The sequence below is a fragment of the Streptomyces sp. NPDC046379 genome (assembly GCF_055587785.1).
On record NZ_JBVJFP010000011.1, the window covers coordinates 190,926 to 212,539 of the forward strand.

Here is a 21,614-nt window from a genome sequence, read left to right on the forward strand (position 1 = left end):
GACGGTCCGCGCCGAGCCCGCGTTCCCACGCCGGGCCGTCACCTGCGGGCAGCAATCCTCAGTGCGGGCCTCCCGGCGCGAACTCGGTGCCGCACGGCCCGGCGCCCTCGCTCTCCGGCAGCGGGACCCGGTCGCCGTTCATGGCGAGGGTGCGGTAGTAGCCGCCGATGCGCTCGGTGGAGCGGCCCACGTAGTGGCCGATGTAGGAGCGGCGGAAGCGGCAGGCGCTGCGGTTGGGCCCCGAGCCGTGCACCAGGCTGCCGTTGAAGAACAGGACGTCGCCCGGCGCCATGTCGACCGGCACGGGGCTCAGGCCGGGCGGCGGCGGCACGTACTCCCGAGCGAAGGACACCTCGGCGTCCGCCTCCTCCGGGCAGAAGACGTCCATCCGGTGGGTGCCCGGCACGACCTCCAGACCGCCGTTCTCCCGGTCGATGTCGTCGCAGGCCACCCAGGCAGCCACACAGGTGCCCGGCTCGACCCGCAGATAGAAGTTGTCCTGGTGCAGCGCCTGCCCGCGCGCGCCCGGCGGCTTGAAGTAGAACATGCTCTGCGCCGCCAGCACCTCCTCGCCCAGCAGCGTCTCCAGGATCCGGCGCAGCCGCGGGTCCAGCAGGAAGCCCCGCGCCACCGGGTTGATCTCGTGCGGGTGCATCACGCGCGGATACTCCGCCAGCGGATCGGCGGGCCGGCCCGCCTCGACGGCCCGCGGCTCGAAGTGGCCCGGCACCGGGCCGGCCGCGTGCAGCGCCGCGAACTCGCCGCACAGCAGGGCGATCTCGGCGGGCCCGAACAGCCCCCGCACCACGGTGAAGCCGTCGTCGTGAAACCGTGCGAGCCCTTCCGGGGTAAGCATGGGGGTACCGGCGGCGCCGATGTCCGTGGCTGTCATGCGTCCACTCCTCGCTGAGGTGTCCCGGTGCACCCACGCTAGGCCGGTACGCCGCCCGGGAGGATGCCCATGAGCGCTGACGAATTGCCCGGGACTGCTGCCGGCGGCGGCGCCCCGTCGCCGCCGCCCGGCCTGGTGGTCGTCGGACACTTCGACCAGGCCCCCGGTTACGCCGTCGACCGGCCGCGCGGGTCGGACAGCTGGCTGTTCACCTGGACGACCGGCGGCCACGGCAGGCTGCGTCAGGGCCGGGCCGAGACCCGCGCGGGCGCCGGCGACCTCGTCGTGCTCGCGCCCGGCGTGCGGCAGAAGTACGCCGTCGCGCCGGACGCCCCGCACTGGCGGTTCTGGTGGGCCCACTGCCCGCCCCGCCCGACCTGGCAGTCCTGGCTGCGCCCGTACGACGCCGGGGACGGCATGTACGTCGTCGGGCCCGTGCCGGCCGGGCTGCACGGCCGGATCGAGTCGGCGTTCCGCCGGATGCGCGCCGACGCCCGCTGGACCGGCGCCGGACCCCCGCCCGACACCGTGCCCGCCGACGACCGGGTCGCCGTCGCGCACGGCACCGCCGCCCGCGAACTCGCCCTGTGCGCGCTGGCGGAGGTGGTGCTGCTCACCGCCTCCGCCGCCCGCGAGCCGGCCCCGGCGCCGGGCGTGGACGAGCGCGTGCGCCGGGCGCAGGCGCTCATCGACGCCGACCCGGGCGCGCCGCACACCGTCCGCTCGCTCGCCGAGGCGGTCGCCCTGTCACCGTCCCGGCTCGCCCATCTGTTCGCCCAGCAGCTCGGCCGGTCGCCGATGCGGGCCCTGCGCGAGGCGCGGCTGCGGCACGCCGCCCAGCTGCTGGAGGCCACCGACCTGTCCGTGGAGCGGGTGGCCGCCGCCTCCGGGTTCGCCAGCCCATACCACTTCAACCGGGTCTTCCGCGCCCGCTACGGCACCCCGCCCGGCGCCTACCGGGCCGCCCACCGCTGACCGCTCAGCCCGCGGTGCCCGCCCGGAACGGGGTGAGGGTCACCTCTCCCTCGGCGCCGCCCACGGGCACCGCGCCCGCCGTCCACGGCACCCTCAACGGCTCCCGCTCGTCCGGAGGCGTGACCATCAGGGCCGCCGGGGTCGCCGTGGGCGCGCCGCTCAGCTCCGGGTTGGAGTACGACAGCCCGGCCCACGCGTGCCCGCCCGGGGCCAGCGTCACGCGGGCCGGCGACTCGGGCCCGCGCTCGGGGTCGGGGCCCAGTTGACGGCCGGCGGCGTCGGCGAAGGCGGCGCCCGGGAAGCCGTACACCGTGCAGGAGCGCGAGGAGGTGTTGGTGAGGACGATCGGGAAGTTCCGCTGCCCGGCGCCGAAGTCGGGGGTGCCGAGGGACGCGTTCAGCTCAAAGGTGCGGCAGCGGGCGCCGGCCGGCGCAGAGGCCGGGGCGGACGCCGATCCCGGTGCCGATCCGGACGCCGATTCCGGAGCCGAGGCCGGGGACGACGCCGGGGCGGTGGCCGACGGGGAAGCGGGCGAAGAGGCGGACGGGGCCGCGGGGGCCGGACTCGTGGGCGTGCCGGTGGCCGAGGGCCGTGCGGTGTCGCTCGCGGTTCCGCCGCTCTCGCCGCCGCACCCGGTCAGCAGGCCCAGGACCGCGACCGCGCCCACGAGGAGCGACGGCGGGCGCACGGAGGGGGACGTAAGGAACATGTAACTCGATGTGCCCGGCTCCGGACAACATCACCCCTCTTCCAGCAGCGCCAGTTCCGCCCAGATCGTCTTGCCCTCGGGGGTGTGCCGGCTGCCCCAGCGCTGGGTGAGCTGGGCGACCAGCAGCAGACCCCGGCCGCCCTCGTCCCAGGTCTTGGCGCGGCGCAGATGCGGGGCCGTGTGGTTGGTGTCCGAGACCTCGCAGATCAGCGTGGCCGCGTCATGGATCAGCCGGAGCCGGATGGGCGGCGCGCCGTAGCGGATGGCGTTGGTGACCAGCTCGCTGACGACCAGCTCGGCGGTGAAGGTGGCGTCCTGCAGCGTCCAGGCGTCCAGCTGGTCCACGACCTGCTTGCGGATCGGCGCGACCAGGGCGGGGTCGGCCGGGATGTCCCAGGTCGCCACCTGCGAGGCGGACAGGCCGTGGGTGCGGGCCAGCAGCAGGGCCACGTCGTCGCAGGCGCCCGTCGGCGGCAGCAGCGCGTGCAGCACCCGGTCGCAGGCGCCGTCCAGGGAGTCGGCCGACTCCGACAGGGCCGCGCACAGCAGCGCACGGCCGGTCCCGGCGTCCCGCTCGCGGCTCTCCACCAGGCCGTCCGTGTAGAACGACAGCACGGTCCCCTCGGGCAGGTACAGCTCCGCCGCCTCGAACGGCAGCCCGCCCAGGCCCAGCGGCGGGCCCGCGGGCAGCTCCAGCTCCCGCGCCGCGCCGCCCGGCGGGACCACCACCGGCGGCGGATGGCCGGCCCGGGCGAGAGCGCAGCGCCGGGACACCGGGTCGTACACCGCGTACAGGCAGGTGGCGCCCAGCTCGCCGGGGCTGCCCTCGCCGCCCGACTCGGCGGACAGCCTGACCACCAGGTCGTCGAGGTGGGTGAGCAGCTCGTCCGGGGCGAGGTCGATGTCCGCGAGGGTGCGCACGGCGGTGCGCAACCGCCCCATGGTGGCCGAAGCCTGCACCCCGTGGCCGACGACGTCCCCGACGACCATCGCCACCCGCATCCCGGACAGCGGGATCACGTCGAACCAGTCGCCGCCCACCCCGGCGCGCGCCGCCGGAAGGTAGCGGGAGGACACCTCCAGTGCCGCCGTGCGCGGCAGCGAGCGGGGCAGCAGGCTGCGCTGGAGGGCGAGGGCGGTCTCGCGCTCCCGTGAGTAGCGGCGGGCGTTGTCGACGCAGACGGCGGCCCGCGCGGTGATCTCCTCGGCCAGCAGCCGGTCGTCCGGCGTGAAGGCGTCGGGGCGGCTGAAGCGGTGCAGGACGACGGCCCCCAGGGTGGTGCCGCGGGCCCGGATCGGCACCGACATCGTGGAGTGGATGCCGTACTGCCGGGCGTGCCGCAGCCGGGCCTCGTCCCAGCCCGTCCAGCGCTCCAGCTCGTCGGACGGCGCCGAGGCGACCATCGTGCGGCCGGCCGTCATGGCATCGGTCTGCGGCGAGCCGGCGGGGTAGCTCTCCACCCGGCCGGGCTTGACCACCGTCTCGAAGCCCTCGGGGCCGACGGCCCGGTGGGCGGCCCGGCGCAGCCGGAGCGGCGCGGCGAGGGGACCCGGCGCGGCGTCGGTCCCGGGCTCGGGCGGGTCGAGCAGGTCCACACAGGCGAAGTCGGCGAGGGCGGGCACGCAGACGTCCGCCAGCTCCTGTGCCGTGCGGGTGACGTCCAGGGTGGTGCCGATGCGCCTGCTCGCCTCGTTGACCAGCTGCAGCCGTTCGCGCGCCAGGTACTGCTCGGAGAAGTCGTGGACCGCGACGCACACCCCGCGCACCCGGCCCGCCTCGTCCTTCAGCGGCGTCATCCGGGCCAGCCAGGCGTGCACCCGGCCGTGGTCGCCGATCGGCACATAGGTGTGCATGTCGTGCCCGCGTCCGGTGGTGAGGACCTGGAGCAGTTGCCGCTCGATCTCGTCGCCGGCGAGCCGCACGCTCATCTCGGGCAGCCGCAGACCGCGCAGCCGCTCCTCGGGCAGCCCGACGACCTCGGCCAGCGCGTCGTTCATCCGGTACAGGCGCAGCCGGTCGTCGTAGACGGCGAGGGCGCACGGGTACTGGGTGAGGTCGGCGTCGTCCAGGGCACGGTCCGCGGGGCGGTCGCGGCCGGCCTCCAGCGGGGTGACGACGAGCCAGTCGCCGGCGCCGCCGTAGCGCGGGGAGCGGTGGTGGGCGAGCAGCCAGACCCGGACCGTACGGCCGTCCCGGTGGCGCAGCGTCACCGTCCCGTGCCGGCGCGAGCCCCGCAGCGGCGGCAGCGGGCCCTCGACCAGCCGGTCCGCCGGGCGGTCGACGACCTCCTCGGCCGTCCAGCCCAGCAGCCGCCGGGCGCCCTCGCTCCACTCGGTCACGACGCCCTCGCCGTCGATGACAGCGCGGGCCGTCGCGGCCTCGTCGAACGGATAGCCCCGGCTCATCGTCGCCACTCCATCGCGCGCACCCACAGTGAACAGAGAGTCACTCGGGTCCAGCCTAGTGCGTCCGCTCCGTCGAAGCCCTCGTCGAATTTGTCGCGTCACGACCGTTGACGACACGACACGAGTGCAACAAGCATGTCGGGCGTCAGCTTTTGGGAGCGCTCCCATCCCGTCCTGTCCGGACCGTTGACTCCATGACATGAGTACGGCAAGCATGGGGCGCGTCAGCGCATGGGAGCGCTCCCATCAGCGTCACCCGCATCTCCGACGAGGAGCCCAGACGTGAGAAAACGCAAGACCGCCCTGTTGGCCCTGTCGGCCGTGATGGCCGGAGGGCTCGTCTCGCTCCCGGCGGCGCCGGCCGGGGCGGACGAGGTCGAACAGGTCAAGAACGGCACCTTCGACTCCGGCACCGAGTCCTGGTGGACGTCGAGCAACGTCACCGCGGGCGTCTCCGACGGCAAGCTCTGCGCCGACGTGCCCGGCGGCACCACCAACCGCTGGGACGCGGCCGTCGGCCAGAACGACATCGCGCTGGTGAAGGGGGAGTCGTACCGCTTCTCCTTCAGCGCCACCGGCACCCCCGCCGACAACGTGGTCCGGGCGATCGTCGGCCTGTCGGTGTCGCCGTACGACACGTACTTCGAGGTCAGTCCGGCGCTGAGCGTCTCGGGCAACACCTACAGCTACACCTTCACCTCGCCCGTCGACACCCCCCAGGGACAGGTCGGCTTCCAGCTCGGCGGCGCCGCCGAGGACTGGCGCTTCTGCATGGACGACGTGTCCCTGCTCGGCGGGGTGCCGCCGGAGGAGTACAAGCCCGACACCGGACCCAGGGTGCGCGTCAACCAGCTCGCCTACCTGCCGGCCGGCCCGAAGAACGCCACCGTGGTCACCGACGCCGCCGACCCGCTGCCCTGGCAGCTCAAGAACGCCGACGGGGTCGTGGTGGCGCGGGGCGCGAGCGTGCCGCGCGGTCTGGACGCCTCTTCGGGGCAGAACGTCCACTCCATCGACTTCGGCGCCTACCGCCGGGCCGGCAAGGGCTTCATGCTCGTCGCGGACGGCGAGACCAGCCGCCCGTTCGACATCGGGACCCGCGCCTACGAGCGGCTGCGCCTGGACTCGGTGAAGTTCTACTACACCCAGCGCAGCGGCACCCCGATACGCGAGGACCTGCGCCCGGGCTACGGCCGTGAGGCCGGCCACGTGGGCGTCGCGCCGAACCAGGGCGACACCGACGTGCCGTGCCAGCCGGGCGTGTGCGACTACCGGCTCGACGTCTCCGGCGGCTGGTACGACGCCGGCGACCACGGCAAGTACGTCGTCAACGGCGGCATATCCGCCTGGGAGCTGCTGAGCACCTACGAGCGCGCGCTGTACGCCCGCACCGGGGAGCCGGGCAAGTTCCGCGACGGCACCCTGAACATCCCGGAGAGCGGCAACGGCGTCCCGGACATCCTGGACGAGACCCGCTGGGAGCTGGACTTCCTGCTGAAGATGCAGGTCCCGGACGGACAGCCGCTGGCGGGCATGGCCCACCACAAGATCCACGACGAGGCGTGGACCGGGCTGCCGCTGATGCCGAGCGACGACCCGCAAAAGCGTGAGCTGCACCCGCCGACCACCGCGGCCACCCTCAACCTGGCCGCCGCCGCGGCCCAGGCGGCCCGGCTCTACAAGCCCTACGACCGCGAGTTCGCGGCGCAGGCGCTGACCGCGGCCCGCAAGGCCTGGGCGGCGGCGCTGAAGCACCCCGACGTCTACGCGGACGAGAACGACGGCATCGGCGGCGGCGCGTACCCCGACCGGGACGTGGCGGACGAGTTCTACTGGGCGGCCGCCCAGCTGTACCTCACCACCGGTGAGAAGGCCTTCCAGGACCACATCCTGAGCTCCCCGGTGCACACCGCCGACATCTGGGGCCCGACCGGGTTCGACTGGGCGCGCACCGCGGCCGCCGGCCGGCTCGACCTGGCCCTGGTGCCCAACCGGCTCCCCGGCCGGGACAAGGTCCGCCAGTCCGTCGTCAAGGGCGCCGACCGCTACCTGGCCACGCTGAAGGCGCACCCGTACGGCCTGCCGTACGCGCCCGACGGCAACCGGTACGACTGGGGCTCCAACCACCAGGTGCTCAACAACGCCGTGGTGCTGGCCACCGCCTACGACATCACCGGCGGCTCGAAGTACCGGGACGGCGCGGTCCAGAGCATGGACTACGTGCTGGGCCGCAACGCGCTGAACGTGTCGTACGTCACCGGCTACGGCGACGCCGACGTGCGCAACCAGCACAGCCGCTGGTACGCCCACCAGCTCGACCCGAACCTGCCCAACCCGCCGGCCGGTTCGCTCTCGGGCGGTCCGAACTCGAGCATTCAGGACCCCGTCGCGCAGAGCAAGCTCCAGGGCTGCGTCGCCCAGTTCTGCTTCATCGACGACATCCAGTCGTGGTCCACGAACGAGCTGACCATCAACTGGAACGCGGCGCTCGCCCGGATGGCGGCCTTCGTCGCCGACCAGGCCTGATCCGCACCAGCAGTCGCGGATAGTTCGCGAGTAGTCCCCTGAGCGGTCGGAATGCGGCGGCGGACGGTCGGAAACGACCCGACGCCGTCACATTCCGACCGCTCCCGTTTGCCCGGAGGTACCGTGCGCCCACCGCTGTGAGCTGCGGCCATTTACTGCCGAGTACCGGCGCGGTACCGTGGAACGCATGCCAGCCCTCAACGTGGAGTTCAGCGATCGTGAGCTGGAGGACCTGCGTCAGATCGCCAAGGAGCGCGGTACGTCCATGAAGGCCCTCGTACGGGAAGCGGCCGCGGCCGACATAGCGCGGCACCGTGCCCTCCAGGAGGGCGCCGAGGCGTTCCGCCGGTTCTTCTCGGCGCACGCCGACGAGTTCGCCGCCGCCTTCCCCGACGACGAGCCGCCCGCGGGCGGCGAGGGACGGGCCGCCTGACCGATGGCGTCTGTCATCCACATCGACGTGCCCTGGCTGCTCCAGCGGCACGAAGAGGTCCTGCCGGACCAGCCCACCGTCAACGACTTCTCCGCGCTCGTCGCCGCCGTCGCCCGGCACCGCGTCGACCCGCCCCGGCTCGGCGTGAACTCCGACCCGGCCTGGCGGGCCGCGGCCCTGCTGCACACCATCGCGCTGCTGAAGCCCTTGCCGGCGGCCAACGCCCGCTTCGCCTGCGCGACCGCGGTGGCCTACATGTTCGTCAGCGGCGTCGGCATCGACCCGCCCTACGGCGCGCTCGTCGACCTCGTCCGCGACCTCATCGACGGCAGGACCGACGTCTACGGCGCCGCGGACCGGCTGCGTTCCTGGCAGATCTGACGGTTGCCGGCAAAGCCCGGGCTGCGCCGCGAAACCCGGCGAACGGCGGGTGAATCCACTTCCGTCAATAACCGAAGCGTCCGTGACCCGCGTCCGCCCGCCGCCTATTCCTCACCGTTTCCACAAGGCCGATATCACCCGAGCGCCTTGTTGGCCGTGAGCGTCGTGTGAAAAGGTGAGCCCTCCCGGCGGGGGAGGAAAAAGCCGGGACGGCGGATTCGCGCCCCCGCGCCGCCAAAAGGTACGCACCAAGCCCGGGCCCCTTTTCGGCGAACGACCACCCTCGTGCGTCCAGCGTGGGAAGGAATCCGCTCAGTGCCCACCCCCCACCCCGCCCGCCCTCCGCACCTGCCCGGCGGGGCGCCCGGCGCGACCGACGAGTCCCTCGCCGCCCGGCTGAGCGGCGCCCGTGACGCCGACGTCGCCCATGCCACCGCCCTGCTGATCGCCCGGCACCGGCAGGCCGCGCACGACTACGCGGTGATCTGCCTCGCCTCCTCGGCGCACGCCGCCGACACGGTCACCACCGCCGCCTTCCACCAGGTTCTCGACCGCCTCACCCGCGGAGAACCGGCCGCCGCGCTGCGCCCCGCCCTCCTGGTCGCCGTGCGGGACACCGTCCGCGCCTGGGCCGCCGACGAACGGATATCCGCGACGCTCGGGGTGTTGCGCAAACCCGCGGGGGGACGCGGTATGCGCGCGGCCCACTCCATGACACCGGGAAACCGCAAGCTGGCCGAACGCGCTTTCCATTCCCTTCCCGGACCGCTGCGCACGCTGCTGTGGCACATCGAGGTCGAGGCGGAGACCGCCGACTTCGCCGCCGCCCTGATCGGCACGGACACCGACACCGCGACGGCCACCGCCGAACAGGCACGGGAGAAATTCCGCCGGGCCTGCGCCCGCGCCCACCGGGAACTCGCGCCGAGCGACGACTGCCGGTTCCACAACCGTCTCCTCGACGTCCCCATCCGCCGCGGCGCAGGCCTGCTGCCGGACGTCCAGCGCCATCTGGACGACTGCCGCCACTGCCGTGACGCCGCCGACCAGCTCGGCCACTTCGACGACCGGCTGGGCATCCTGCTCACCGAGGCGGTCCTGGGCTGGGGCGCCCGCCGCTATCTCGACTCCCGGCCCGGCCGCACCCCGCACCGCCCGCGCGCCCGTCACGCCGGCCGCCCCCGTGTCCTGGACCGCGTCCCGGGCCTCGCCGGACGCTCCTCGCGGGCCCTGCGCACCGGCGTCGGCATCGCCTCCGCCGCCCTGCTCGGCACGGTCCTGGCCACCGCCCTGTCGTCCTCCGACGCCGGCACCGACCCCGCCGCCTCGTCCGGCGCCACCGACGGCGCCGTCGCCCCGGGCGCCGGCCCGCGAACCCCGCCCGCCCCGTCGAGCACCCCGCCCGGCGCCGCCCGGCTGCCCGCCGGCCCCCCGCAGACGCGGCTGCGGAGCCTCCCGTCCCGGCTGTGCCTCGACGTCGCCGGGGAGCCCCGGGCCGGCGCCGGGACCCAGCTGGCGGCCTGCTCCGACGACCTCACCCAGCGGTGGTCGTACGAGACCGACGGGCTGCTGCGCAGCGCCGCCGACCCGGGGCTGTGCCTGGACTCGCGGGCGGACGCCGGCGTCGTCGTCCTCGGCGCGTGCGCCGATGCGGGACAGGCGCGCGGCGGCGACGTGCGCTACGACCTCACCGCCCGGGGCGAGTTGCTGCCCCGCCGGGACGTACGGCTCGCGCTGTCGCCCACCGCCGCGCAGACGGGCGCCGACGTCGTCGTCAGGGTCCGCGACGGCTCCCCGTCCCAGCGCTGGCTCACCGACCCCGGCCCGGCCGCCTCCGGCTCGCTCTCCGTCGCCGAACGCGCCGCCCCCTCCGCCCGCCCGGCCGAGCTGACCGGCGGCCGGTGACCGACGCGCCGGCCCCGGTCAGGCGGGTCCCTCGAAGAGGTCGGCCGCGGTCACGCCGGCCGGGGCGGCGTGGCCCGACAGGGCGAGGGTGAGGTCCAGTTCGGCCAGGACGCAGCGGATGACGTGGTCCACGCCCGCCTGACCGTCGAGGGCCAGGCCGTACACGTACGGCCGCCCCAGCAGGACCGCCCGCGCGCCCAGCGCGAGCGCCTTGAAGACGTCGGCCCCCGTGCGCACCCCGCTGTCGAACAGGACCGTCAGCCGGTCCCCGACCGCCGCCGCCACCCCGGGCAGCGCGTCGGCCGCCGCCACCGCGCCGGCCACCTGACGGCCGCCGTGGTTGGACACGACCACGCCGTCCATGCCGGCGTCGGCGGCGGCCCGGGCGTCGTCCGGGTGCAGCACGCCCTTCACGACGATCGGGCCGTCCCAGTTCTCCCGCAGGAACGCCAGGTCGGGCCAGGTCTTGCCGGGGTCCGCGAACATGCCGACGAAGTGCAGCACAGCGGCGTTCGGGTCCTCGTGCACCGGCTTGGCCAGCCCGGCCCGGAACGCCGGGTCGGTGAAGTAGTTGGCGGCGCCCACCCCGTGCAGGAACGGCAGGTACGCCTGGTCGAGATCGCGCGGACGCCAGGCCAGCAGCGGGGTGTCCAGGGTCACGACCAGCACGGAGAACCCCGCCGCCCGCGCGCGGTTCAGGAAGCTCAGGGTCACCTCGCGGTCCTTGGCCCAGTACAGCTGGAACCAGCGCTCGGCGTCGCCCATCGCCTCGGCGACCTCCTCCATCGGCGTGCTGGACGCCGAGGACAGCACGAACGGCACCCCGTGCGCCGCCGCCGCCCGTGCCGCGGCCGGCTCCGCGTCCGGATGCATGATCGACAGCACGCCGACCGGCGCCAGCGCCAGCGGCGCGGGCAGGGCGCGGCCCAGCACCTCGACCGTGAGGTCCCGTTCGTGGACGTCCCGCAGCATCCGCGGCACGATCCGCCGCCGCTCCAGCGCGGCCCGGTTCGCCAGGGCGGTGCTGCCGTCCCCCGCGCTGCCCGCCACATAGCCGACCGGACCCGGCCCGAGCCGTCGCTCGGTCAGTTCCTCCAGCCGGGTCGGGTCCGTGGGCAGCCGGGGGACCGCCCCCGTCATGCCGCCCAGATAGATCTCGTACTGGAAGTCCGCCCAGTGCCTGCCCACCGCCGGTCCCCGCCTCTCGCCGTCGAGCCGCTCGCCGCCGACGATGCCTCAGAAGGGGCTCGTTCGGAACGTTTCCGGCCGAATCAGAAGACGGTGTTTTTCGGCCATTCGGCCATCGAACGCGATCAAGAACCGCGCGGTTGGGGGGTTGTAACGTTCGAATTACGTGACTTCCCGCCACTGATTCAATACGCAAGGTTACCGAAACGCATGGGGTCGAGGTGTGTTTCCTCGGCGGACTCGGCAGACTCGCGCTCGCCGGTCGGGCACCGATCCGTCGCCCGCCGGCCTCTCATCATCGAGCGGAAGGATGCACACAATGCGGAACCCCGCGCGCTGGGCAGCGACCCTCCTCGGCCTCACCGCCACCGCCGTCTGCGTACCCCTGACCGGGGCCGCGCAGGCCGCTCCCGGCACCGCCCCGGCCTCGCTCCACGCCCCCTCGGCCCTGGTCCTCACCGTGGGCCACGGCGAGACCGCGGCGACCTCCACCCCGGAACGCGCGGTGACCCTGAGCTGTGCGCCCAGGCCCTCGGGCACCCACCCGAACGCCGTCGGGGCGTGCGCCGACCTGCGCGCCGCGGACGGCGACCTCGGCACCCTGCAGAGCACGCCGGGCGTGTGGTGCACCCGGGAGTACGAGCCCGTGGTCGTCACGGTCGACGGCGTCTGGCAGGGCCGGTACGTGTCCTACGAACGGACCTTCGCCAACGAGTGCGAGAAGAACACCTACGGAACGAGCATCTTCGCGTTCTGACCCGGACCGGGATCGCGGGGAGCCGGCTGACTGCCGCGAGCGGCCCGTAGCTGGGGAGTGCGGGCTCGCGTCACGAGGCTCCCGGTGGTCTCGCTCGGGGTCCGGCGGGCGGAGTGGGGCCGCCCGCCGGACCCCGGGATTCTCTTCGGCCACCGCGGCCGGCGACCGTCGGCGGTCACCGACCGCGGTGGCCGATGTGCGTGCCGGCCCCCGCGTCCGTGGCCTGATTCGAACGGAAGACCTAACCGCGGTCGCGGTGGCTGGTGTCGCACCACGGATAACGGCGGCTGCGGCGGCAGGTGCACAGCGCGACGCGGAAGCGGTCGGAGCACACGGTGGTGCCGTCCTCCAGCTCCACCTCGACCGGCCCCTCCACCAGCAGGGGCCCCTTGCGCCGGACCTGGATCCGGCGCGGCGCGTCAGACGGGGAGTTCGGCACGGACGACCACCAGCTCTTCCTTGTCCTCGTCGGGCGCCAGCAGCCCGCGCCGGCGCAGCCAGTCGGCCCGCCCGCGCAGGACCGGGCCGAAGGCGATACGGCGCCGCTGGGTCACCGTCGCCTTCATCCCCACGCCGCGCAGATGCTGCAGTGTGCGGCCGGGATCGCTGAGCGCCGAGTGGACGATCAGCAGTACCCCGCCGGGGCGCAGCAGCCCTGGCGCCTCCCGGCAGATGCGGTCCAGCACGAGCCGGCCGTCGGCCCCCGCGTCCCACGCCCGCGCCGCCCCCCGCGGCCTCCCGCCGCTCTCGGGGGCGGGCACGTACGGCGGGTTGGCCAGAATCAGATCGAATCGCTGCCCGCGCACCGGCGCGAACAGGTGCCCGTGCCGGATGCGGACGCGCAGCCCGCACCGCCAGGCGTTGACCCGCGCGGCGGCGACCGCCCGCCACGACACGTCCACGGCCGTCACCCGCGCTCCGCGGCGTGCGGCCTCCAGGGCGAGCGCCCCCGTGCCGGTGCCGACGTCGAGGACGTCGGCACCCGGCGGGAGCGGCTCGTCGTACAGGGCGTCCGCCAGGAGGGCGGTGTCTTCCTGCGGGGTGTACACCCCGGGAGGTACCAGAGGATTCACGGAACCCAGGTACCCCGGTCGTCACGGAGTATGGGAGGCATCGCACGTCAGCGGCGTGCGCAGCGAGGACCGCCCGGCCTCCCAGTCGGCGAGCAGCCGGGCCCCGAGGCGGTCCTCGACGTACACGGTCGCGTCGATGCCGAACGCCAGGTCCGGGGCGAGGTGCGGTTCCTCCTCCAGCAGGCCGCCGATCACCTCGTGCCGTACGACCTGCTCGTGCACCGCGTCGGCCTCGACGTGCTCGTCGTAGAAGTGCTCGGCGGCGGGGCCGGCCCCGGTGCGGCGCATCGCCTCGGCCAGCCGCCGGGACCCGGGCGACGAGGTGATCTCCACGGCGGCGAAGTGGCCCACCAGGGCCCCCCGGAGCGAGCGGTGCAGACCGAACAGGGACATCAGGTTCACCGTGGCGAGGGCTTCGGCGGTGGCCGCGTCCAGATAGCGGCCGTACGTCGTGTCCAGGTCGAGGTCGGTCATCAGGTCGGCGAACAGGCGGGCGTGCACCCGGTCGGCGCGTCCGCCGCCGTACTCGTCGAACTCCACGGCCGCCATGCCCGCCTTGGCCCGGCCCCAGAGCCTCGGCAGCACCCAGGCGTGCGGGTCGGCCTCCTTGAGGTGGTAGAGGGAGCGCTGTGCCGCGTACTCGCGCAGCTGCCACAGCTCGCCCTTGTCCCGGAGGAAGTGGCTGACGCCCGTGCCGTCGACCGGCTCGACGAGCAGCTCCGCCAGCGCGTCGTCGAGGTCGTCGTGCACCCGGGCGCCGTCGCGCAGGGCGGTCAGGAAGCGCCGCTCCAGGGCCGCGCGGGCGCGCAGCAGGTCGGGGTCCCACTCCCGGTCGGCGGGCACGTCCTCGAAACCGCGGTAGTGCAGCTCGTAGCAGACGTAGAGGGCGAGCTGCAGATCGTCGCCGAAGGGGTCCGCCCCGGCGACGTCCTCGGGTCCCGGCAGCGGTCCGGCGTCCGGCAGATGGTCGATCACGGCGGCCGAGAGCGGGCCGCGGGCGGAGGGCAGGCGTGGTCCTGGAAGGTCGTGCGTCATGCGGAGCGAGTACCCGGCGGGGGCGGGAACGTGCCTGGACGAGGGCTGTACGGCTGACCTGGATCCGCGGGGTGGGGGCAGGCCGGCCGGACGGGTGACCGGGAGCCGGGCGGTCGGCCCCGTGGGCGTCGTCCCGGCCCGGCCCGGCCTCACTCGCCCTCGGACTGCTCCTGGGCGTCCGTGTTCGGGGTGATCGCCTCGCCCGCCTCGCCCCGGTGGCGGCGGTCCTCGGGGGAGTCGTCGGAGCGGGTCCCGGCGTCGCGGATCTCGTGCAGGACCTCCTCCAGGGCGGTCTCCGGGCGGTCGTCGTCGTGCTTGTCGGCGTCGGACACGGGCGGCACTCCTTGCCTTCTCGTCTTATCGATGCGTTCTGGTGCGGTCAGGACGTGAGGGACGCGATCCGCAGCGGCACGGGGTCCGGCGGGACGGTCTCCTCGCTGAGCCGGCACATCTCCGCCCACCAGGCGGCGCCGTCCTCGATGTGCCGCAGCAGGACGCCCTCGCGGATCGCCCAGGGGCAGATCGTGACCGTCTTCAGTCCGGTCAGCTTCATCACCGTGTGCCCGATCACCGCGCCCGCAAGACTCTGCTCGGCGCGCGGGGCTGAGATGCCGGGCAGCTGGGCCCGCTCGGCGGCGGGCAGCGCGGCCAGCCGGGCCGCCGCCTCCCGCAGGTCGGAGCGGTGCAACTGCCGCTCGACGAACGGCCCGCGTCTTCCGGGAGCCGCCCCGCACAGCCGGCCCAGCTGCTGGAAGGTCCTGGAGGTCGCCACCGCGGTGCGCGGCCCCTCCCAGCGGATCCGCGCGGCGACGTCGCGCAGCTGGTGACGGAGCTTGCGGCGCAGCGCCCGCACCTGCTCCGGCGTCGGCGGGTCCTGCCCGGCGAAGAACTCGTGCGTCAGCCGCCCGGCGCCCAGCGGCAGCGCGGCCACGAAGTCCGGCAGCCGGCCCCGGCCGAACGCCACCTCCAGGGCGCCGCCGCCGACGTCCATCAGCGCGAGCGGCCCCGACCGCCAGCCCATCCAGCGCCGCGCCCCGAGGAAGGTCAGCTCCGCCTCCACCTCACCGGGCAGTGTGCACAGGTCGACGCCGGTGCGCGTGCGGACCGTGCGCAGCACCTCCTGGCGGTTCGGGGCGCCGCGCACCACGGCCGTCGCGAAGGCGAGCGGCTCGGCCGCCTTCCACCGGGCCGCGGTGCGGCTCGCCTCGGACACCGCTTCGGCCAGCCGCTCGACCGCTTCCTCGGGAATCGCCTCCCCGGGCTTCACCTGCTCGGACAGGCGCAGGCGCCATTTGGCGGTGTGGACCGGCAGCGGCACTCCGTCGTCCGCGTCCGCCACGACCAGGCGGACCGTATTCGATCCCACGTCGACCACGCTGATTCGCATGTGCAGCGGGTACCCGGTCGGGTCGGACACCAGTCCCGCCGAACCGCCATCCGCGCCCGTGCGCCCTCATCCGTGCGGCAATGCGCCGGGGATGCGACCGGACGTTCAGGCCATCTGGCGGCGTACCAGCCCGTGGAGCCGGCCCGCCGGGTCCGCGAGCAGCCGGCCGGGCGGGCCCTGCTCGGCGATCCTTCCGTGCTCCATCACGACGACCCGGTCGGCGTCCAGCACGGTCGACAGCCGGTGCGCGATGACGACGCGGGTGGCGTCGAGGGCCTTGGTGCTCTCGATGACCCGCCGCTGGGTCTCGTTGTCGAGGGCGCTGGTCGCCTCGTCCAGGAAGAGGATGCGCGGGCGGCGGATCAGCGCCTGCGCGATCATCAGCCGCTGACGCTGCCCGCCGGAGATCGCGCCGTTGCCCGCGACGACGGTGTGCAGCCCCATCGGCATCCGCGCGATGTCCTCGGCGAGCCCGGCCATCTCCGCCGCCGCCGTCGCCTCCTCGGGCGTGTACGGCTCCGTGCCGCGGATGACGTCCAGGATCGACCCGGTGAACGGCTGCGCGTGCTGGAGCACCACCCCGCACTGGCGGCGCACGGCGGACCGGTCCAGCGCGGCCAGGTCCTGGCCGTCGTAGAGCACGCTGCCCGACAGCGGGCGGTCGAAGCCGATCAGCAGCCGCAGCAGCGTGGACTTGCCGCAGCCGCTCGGCCCGACGATCGCCACGAACTCGCCGGGCCGCACCTCGAACGACACGTCGTCCAGGACGAGCGGGCCGTCGTCGGAGTAACGGAACGAAAGCCGCCGCGCCTCCAGCGCCCCCGTCAGCGGACCCGGCCGGGTCCTGCCCGTGCCGCCCTCGGGCGCCGCCCGCAGCACCGGCTTGATCTGCTCGTACAGCGGCAGCGCCGCCGCCAGCGACACGAACGCGCCGGTGATCTGGGTGACCGAGGTGAGCAGCATCGTCACCGACGTGCTGAAGGCGAGGAAGTCGGCGGCGGACATCGCCCCCCGCGCCGGGCCCGCCAGCAGCATGAACATCAGCAGCGAGCACAGCGGCAGATGCACCGCGCCCAGCACCGCGGTCAGGTTCTTGACCCGGCCCAGCCGCTGCTGCAGCTCGCGGCTGCGCGCGAACTCGGCCGCCCAGGCGGCGTAGGCGTAGTTCTCGGCCGCCGCCACCCGCAGTTTCGGCAGCCCGCGCAGGGTCTGGAAGGCCTGGTTGTTCAGCTTGTTGGACAGCACCGTCAGCCGCCGCTGCCAGCGCACCTGCCACAGCCCCAGTCCCAGGAAGACGCCCGCGACCACGACGAGCATCCCGATCGCCGCCAGCGCCATCGGCACGCTGAACCACAGCAGCAGCCCCAGGTTCACCGCGCCGACCGTCGCCGACTGGGCGAGCGTCGGGCCCACGCCCGCGAGCAGCCGGCGGATCGCGCCGACCCCCATGGCCGCACTGGCCAGCTCCCCGGTGGAGCGCCCGGCGAAGAACCCGGTCGGCAGCCGCAGCAGCCTGTCCCACACCGCCGGCTGGAGCGTGGCCTCGATACGGCCCTCCAGCCGCAGGATGGTCAGGTTCTGCAGCAGCAGGAACGCCGCCGCGACCACCCCGCCGACCAGCACCGCGAGGCAGACCTGCGCGATCGGCCCGGCCTGGGCCTTCGGCACGTACTCGCCGAGCACCCGGCCCGTGGCCAGGGGCACCAGCGCGCCCACGGCCACCGTCACCAGCGAGGCGAGCAGCAGCGCGGCCAGGTCGCCGCGGGCCCCGCGCAGACAGAACCGCGCCAGCCCGAGCGGCCCCAGCGGGCGCTGCGGCAGCGGCCGGTAGAACATCACCGCGCGCGGCTCGAACTGGGCCGCGTTGGCCTTCTCCACCGGTGTCTCCCGGCCGGTCGCCGGATGCACCGCCGCGTAGCCGCCGCGCCGCCACAGCAGCGCGACCGGCGCCCCGGACAGGGCGCGGCGACCGACCAGCGGGCCGACGTTCTCCCGCCACCAGCCGTCCTCCAGCCGCACCGCACGGGTGCGCACCCGGGAGGCGAGGGCGATGCGCTCGACCGGGTCGAGGCGTTCGCTCTCCGCGCCGCCGCGCGCCGGGTCGGCGAGCACGATCCCGGCCGCCCGGGCGACCAGCTCGCACACCGCGAAGGTGGCGTCCGCGTCGGCGGCCGTCGTACGCCTCCCCGACGCGCCGCCGATCGACGCGAGCAGCGTCCGGTCGGCCTGCGACCGCGCCTGCTCACCGGCCCTGATCCCGGCGGCCGTGCGCGCCTCGTGGGCCCGCTCCAACTGCTCGATCCAGCGGTCCAGCACGGTCAGCAGCCGGTACTGCTGCTCGACCATGCCCTGCCACACCGCCGGGTCCACCAGCAGGTCGGCGGCGGCCTGTGTGCCGTACGGCGAGCCGTACCGCACGCCGCCCGGCGGCACCCGCATCCAGAACACGTCCTCGTCGGTCACCCCGGCGGCCGGATCGCCGCCGGCCGGCGCCTGGAAGAGGACCGACAGACCGCGGCCGACGCCCAGCGAGAGGGCGTGCTCCGGCGGACCGGCCGCCGGGGGCGCGTACTGCGGGACGCCGTACGCGTCGTACGACCAGTTCTGCTCGGCGGCCGACCGGTACAGCTCCCGCAACCCGATGCGGCGCACCACGCAGTCCCGCACCGGCCGGGCCACCAGCGTGTGCCGCGCCCCCTCGACCGGGCCGAGCAGCAGCGCGCCCGCCTCCAGCCGGCCCAGGTGGTGCCAGTGACCCTGCCCCGCCGCGTCCACCGCGAACACGTCCAGCGCACCCGCCGTCACCAGCCACAGCACCTGCGGCCCCGCCAGGTCCAGCCGCGCGGACCCGGAGCAGTCGACCGGCTCGCCCAGCGATCCGAACGCGCCGAGGACGAGATCGCCGCCGTCGTGGGAGACCGTCATCACCGCTCCCCGACCAGCGCCGCGTACGCCCCGCCGCGCGCCAGCAGTTCGTCGTGCCGGCCGCGCTCCACGACCGCGCCGTGCTGCAGGACGACGATCTCGTCGCTGTCCCGCACGGTGCTCAGCCGGTGCGCGATCACCACGCAGGCGCAGCCGCGCCGGCGCAGATTGTCCATGACGACCAGCTCCGTCTCGGCGTCCAGGGCGCTGGTCACCTCGTCCAGCACCAGGATGCTCGGCCGGCGCACCAGCGCCCGCGCGATCTCCAGGCGCTGGCGCTGACCGCCGGAGAAGTTGCGGCCGTCCTGCTCGACCGGGCTGTGGATGCCGCCGGGCCGGCGCATCACGACGTCGTACAGCGCCGCGTCGCGCAGCGCCTCCACCACCGCCTCGTCGGGCACGGACGGGTCCCACAGGGCGACGTTGTCGCGGACCGTGCCCTCGAACAGGAACACGTCCTGGTCCACGAAGGACACCGAGGCCGCGAGCGCCCCGCGCGGGATGTCCTCCAGCCGCCGCCCGTCGATGCGGATCACGCCCTCCCACGGCGTGTACAGGCCGGCGATCAGCCGGGACACCGTCGACTTCCCGCTGCCCGAGCCGCCCACCAGGGCCACCTGCTGCCCCGGTGCGACCGTCAGGTCGAACCCGGTCAGCAGCGGCTCGTCCAGCGGGCTGTATCCGAAGGAGACGTCGATCAGCTCGACATGGCCCCGCAGCCGGCGCGCCGACCCGTCCGTCCTGCGGGCGTACAGCGGGTCCGCGCGGAAGTCCTCCACGTCCTTCAGCCGTGCCACGTCCGCCGCGAAGTCCTGGATGCGGCCCGCGACGCCGTTGAGCCGGGTCAGCGGCGCGGTGAAGCGGGTCACCAGCGCCTGGAAGGCCACCAGCAGACCGACCGAGACGTGCCCCTCGATCGCCCGCATCCCCCCGATCCACAGGATCAGCGCGCTGTTCAGCGTCGCCAGCGTCGGCGCGACCACGCCCAGCCAGGCGCTCGGCACGCCGAGGCGCTGCTGCTCCTCCAGCGTCGTGGCGTGCTGTCCGGCCCACTTGCGGAAGTAGCCGTCCTCGCTTCCGGTCGCCTTCATCGTCTCGATCAACTGGAGGCCGGTGTACGCGGTGTTGGTCAGCCGCGCGTTGTCCGCGCGCAGCTTCGCCGTACGGGTCGCCCGCAGCCGTACGACGACGCGCAGGGCGACGACGTTGAGCAGGGCCACGCCGACGCCGACGAAGGTCAGCTGCGGGTCGTAGGTGTAGAGCAGGACGGCGTACAGCACGACGACCACCGCGTCCACGCCGGCCGTCGCGAGGTCGCGGGCCAGCGTCTCGGCCACGGCGTCGTTGGACTGGAGGCGCTGGACCAGGTCGGCGGGGCTGCGCTGGGAGAAGAAGGTGACCGGCAGCCGCAGCAGATGACGCAGGAAGCGGGCGCTGGACAGGGTGGAGGACACGATCCGGCCGTGGTGCAGATTGGCCTGCTGGAGCCATGTCAGCACCAGGGTGAGCAGCACGCAGGCGGCCATGGACGTGAACAGCACGCCCAGCAGGGAGGTCTGACCGCCGATCAGGAACGTGTCGATGTAGGTGCGGCTCAGCGCGGGCACCGCGGCGCCGACCAGGACCAGCAGCAGGCTCGCCAGTACGGCGGCCGGCAGGGTGCCGGCGGTGCCGCGCAGCCGGGCGGGCATCGCGCCCCACACCCCCGGCCTCCGGCCGCCCTCGGTGAAGCCGTCGCCGGGCTCCATGGTGAGCACGACGCCGGTGAAGCTGCCGTCGAACTCCTCCATCGGCACGAAACGCCGCCCCTTGGCGGGGTCGTTGACGAAGACGCCGCGGCGGCCGTAGCGGCGGCCCATGCCGTCGTAGACGACGTAGTGGTTGAACTCCCAGAACAGCACCGCGGGCGCCCTCACCCCGGCGAGCGCGGCCAGGTCCATCTGCATGCCCTTGGCGGTCAGGCCGTAACCGCGGGCCGCCTTCAGCAGGTTGGAGGCGCGCGAGCCGTCGCGCGAGACGCCGCACGCGATGCGCAGTTCCTCCAGCGGGACGTGCCGGCCGTAGTGGGCGAGGACCATGGCGAGGGCGGCGGCGCCGCACTCGACGGCCTCCATCTGGACAACGGTGGGCGTGCGCACCGCCTTCCGGCGGCTCTTGGGGACCGCGCGCCGGGGCGGGGCGGCGCGGCGGCGGCCCCGGGTCTCCTGTGCGGTGGTCACGGCAGCAGCCAATCGACGGGACGCCGGTCGGCCAGCCGGATCGAGCCGGTGGCCATGGTCATGGAGGCGAGCGCGTACGGCGGCCCGCCCGCCGACGACCACCGGTAACCGCTCTTCGTCCTGGCCGACTTCTCCAGGCGGACCAGGACGGCCACCGGGCGGCCGTTCCGCGTGAGCTGCTCGCCGAACCGGTCGTCGCCGAGGAACCGCGCGATCGTCTGCGCGGACTGCGGGGAACGGCCGACCGACTCGACCCGGCCGCGCAGCACGCCGTACCGCTGCGCGGGGACCGACTCCACGGTCAGGTCGACGGGCGCGTTCGAGGGGATGGCGCCGGCGTCGTGGGCGGGGACGTACACCGTCGCGTAGAGCGGGTCGCCGGCGTGCGCCGTCTTCTCGACGGCGGCGACGTTCGCCCCGGTGGTGACGATCCGGCCGAGGTCGGCGGCGAGCGCGGTCACGCGGCCGGCGGCGAGGGTGCGGACCTCGGTCTCGCCCCGCGTCGTGCGGACCCTGATCAACGGGGAGCCGGCGGGGAGCCGTTCGCCCTCCTCGGCGAGCACGGCGGTCACCTGGCCCGCGACGGGGCTCTGCACGAGGTAACTGCCCCTGCCGTGGGTCAGCACGGCGGGCGCGGCGACGGTGGTGGCGACCGATCCGGTCACGGCCCACACGGACGCGGCGGCCAGCGCCAGCACGGTCACGGCCAGGACGAACCGGCCCTGCGGCCGGGCGAGACGGACCGGGAGGTCCAGCTCCTCGGGCGACTGGAGCTTGGCGAGGGCCTGTTGGCGGAACTGCAC

The 21,614-nt window shown here is 74.5% G+C and carries 18 protein-coding genes; 6 read left to right on the plus strand and 12 right to left on the minus strand.

Features of this window, described 5'->3' with window-relative positions:
- Nucleotides 1-58: 58 nt before the first annotated feature.
- Nucleotides 59-892 carry a phytanoyl-CoA dioxygenase family protein gene (locus ACZ6KF_RS20690; RefSeq protein WP_469239540.1) on the minus strand — a complete coding sequence of 278 codons (834 nt, stop codon included), beginning with the start codon at nucleotides 890-892 and terminating at the stop codon, nucleotides 59-61.
- Between the two features lie 69 nt (nucleotides 893-961).
- Here ACZ6KF_RS20690 and ACZ6KF_RS20695 point away from each other — a divergent pair, with 69 nt between their 5' ends.
- Complete coding sequence (locus ACZ6KF_RS20695; protein ID WP_469239542.1) at nucleotides 962-1,867, plus strand: helix-turn-helix domain-containing protein; 906 nt, start codon at nucleotides 962-964, stop codon at nucleotides 1,865-1,867.
- Nucleotides 1,868-1,871: 4 nt separating this feature from the next.
- On the opposite strand, the gene ACZ6KF_RS20700 is transcribed toward ACZ6KF_RS20695, so the two are convergent.
- Nucleotides 1,872-2,576 (minus strand): DUF4232 domain-containing protein, encoded by a 705-nt coding sequence (locus ACZ6KF_RS20700; RefSeq protein WP_356628863.1) that lies wholly within the window; start codon nucleotides 2,574-2,576, stop codon nucleotides 1,872-1,874.
- A gap of 30 nt (nucleotides 2,577-2,606) precedes the next feature.
- Complete coding sequence (locus ACZ6KF_RS20705; protein ID WP_469239544.1) at nucleotides 2,607-4,982, minus strand: SpoIIE family protein phosphatase; 2,376 nt, start codon at nucleotides 4,980-4,982, stop codon at nucleotides 2,607-2,609.
- A gap of 282 nt (nucleotides 4,983-5,264) precedes the next feature.
- On the opposite strand from ACZ6KF_RS20705, the gene ACZ6KF_RS20710 reads away from it, so the two are divergent.
- From ACZ6KF_RS20710 to ACZ6KF_RS20725, 4 genes are all read left to right on the plus strand, one after another.
- Entirely contained in the window at nucleotides 5,265-7,508 is a 2,244-nt protein-coding gene (locus ACZ6KF_RS20710) for a glycoside hydrolase family 9 protein (protein ID WP_469239546.1), read from the plus strand.
- A gap of 187 nt (nucleotides 7,509-7,695) precedes the next feature.
- Nucleotides 7,696-7,941 (plus strand): hypothetical protein, encoded by a 246-nt coding sequence (locus tag ACZ6KF_RS20715; protein ID WP_356628857.1) that lies wholly within the window; start codon nucleotides 7,696-7,698, stop codon nucleotides 7,939-7,941.
- A 3-nt stretch (nucleotides 7,942-7,944) separates the two neighbouring features.
- Entirely contained in the window at nucleotides 7,945-8,322 is a 378-nt protein-coding gene (locus ACZ6KF_RS20720) for a toxin Doc (protein ID WP_469239548.1), read from the plus strand.
- 315 nt (nucleotides 8,323-8,637) lie between these two features.
- Nucleotides 8,638-10,227 (plus strand): ricin-type beta-trefoil lectin domain protein, encoded by a 1,590-nt coding sequence (locus ACZ6KF_RS20725; protein WP_469239550.1) that lies wholly within the window; start codon nucleotides 8,638-8,640, stop codon nucleotides 10,225-10,227.
- An 18-nt stretch (nucleotides 10,228-10,245) separates the two neighbouring features.
- On the opposite strand, the gene ACZ6KF_RS20730 is transcribed toward ACZ6KF_RS20725, so the two are convergent.
- Complete coding sequence (locus ACZ6KF_RS20730; RefSeq protein ID WP_356628851.1) at nucleotides 10,246-11,415, minus strand: alpha-hydroxy-acid oxidizing protein; 1,170 nt, start codon at nucleotides 11,413-11,415, stop codon at nucleotides 10,246-10,248.
- Nucleotides 11,416-11,734: 319 nt separating this feature from the next.
- Here ACZ6KF_RS20730 and ACZ6KF_RS20735 point away from each other — a divergent pair, with 319 nt between their 5' ends.
- Nucleotides 11,735-12,172, plus strand: a complete 438-nt coding sequence (locus ACZ6KF_RS20735) for a subtilase-type protease inhibitor (RefSeq protein WP_356628849.1) — start codon at nucleotides 11,735-11,737, stop codon at nucleotides 12,170-12,172.
- A 241-nt stretch (nucleotides 12,173-12,413) separates the two neighbouring features.
- On the opposite strand, the gene ACZ6KF_RS20740 is transcribed toward ACZ6KF_RS20735, so the two are convergent.
- The 8 genes from ACZ6KF_RS20740 to ACZ6KF_RS20775 all read right to left on the minus strand — a co-directional run bounded on the left by ACZ6KF_RS20740 (nucleotide 12,414) and on the right by ACZ6KF_RS20775 (nucleotide 21,614).
- Nucleotides 12,414-12,611 carry a CDGSH iron-sulfur domain-containing protein gene (locus ACZ6KF_RS20740; RefSeq protein ID WP_356635758.1) on the minus strand — a complete coding sequence of 66 codons (198 nt, stop codon included), beginning with the start codon at nucleotides 12,609-12,611 and terminating at the stop codon, nucleotides 12,414-12,416.
- Nucleotides 12,592-13,254 carry a HemK2/MTQ2 family protein methyltransferase gene (locus tag ACZ6KF_RS20745; RefSeq protein WP_356635764.1) on the minus strand — a complete coding sequence of 221 codons (663 nt, stop codon included), beginning with the start codon at nucleotides 13,252-13,254 and terminating at the stop codon, nucleotides 12,592-12,594. The genes ACZ6KF_RS20740 and ACZ6KF_RS20745 overlap by 20 nt, the downstream gene beginning before the upstream one ends.
- Nucleotides 13,255-13,266: 12 nt before the next feature.
- On the minus strand, nucleotides 13,267-14,280 hold the full coding sequence (locus tag ACZ6KF_RS20750; RefSeq protein ID WP_469239552.1) for an iron-containing redox enzyme family protein: 1,014 nt from the start codon (nucleotides 14,278-14,280) through the stop codon (nucleotides 13,267-13,269).
- 149 nt (nucleotides 14,281-14,429) lie between these two features.
- Nucleotides 14,430-14,612, minus strand: a complete 183-nt coding sequence (locus ACZ6KF_RS20755) for a hypothetical protein (protein WP_356635754.1) — start codon at nucleotides 14,610-14,612, stop codon at nucleotides 14,430-14,432.
- A 47-nt stretch (nucleotides 14,613-14,659) separates the two neighbouring features.
- A complete protein-coding gene (locus ACZ6KF_RS20760) occupies nucleotides 14,660-15,667 on the minus strand; it encodes a Ppx/GppA family phosphatase (RefSeq protein ID WP_356635752.1) in 1,008 nt (335 codons plus the stop codon).
- Nucleotides 15,668-15,772: 105 nt separating this feature from the next.
- The gene (locus tag ACZ6KF_RS20765; RefSeq protein ID WP_469239553.1) at nucleotides 15,773-18,592 is read right to left on the minus strand and encodes an NHLP bacteriocin export ABC transporter permease/ATPase subunit; all 2,820 of its coding nucleotides are present in this window, start codon (nucleotides 18,590-18,592) and stop codon (nucleotides 15,773-15,775) included.
- On the minus strand, nucleotides 18,592-20,811 hold the full coding sequence (locus tag ACZ6KF_RS20770; protein WP_469239555.1) for an NHLP family bacteriocin export ABC transporter peptidase/permease/ATPase subunit: 2,220 nt from the start codon (nucleotides 20,809-20,811) through the stop codon (nucleotides 18,592-18,594). The genes ACZ6KF_RS20765 and ACZ6KF_RS20770 overlap by 1 nt, the downstream gene beginning before the upstream one ends.
- Nucleotides 20,808-21,614, minus strand: a complete 807-nt coding sequence (locus tag ACZ6KF_RS20775) for an HlyD family efflux transporter periplasmic adaptor subunit (protein WP_356635746.1) — start codon at nucleotides 21,612-21,614, stop codon at nucleotides 20,808-20,810. The genes ACZ6KF_RS20770 and ACZ6KF_RS20775 overlap by 4 nt, the downstream gene beginning before the upstream one ends.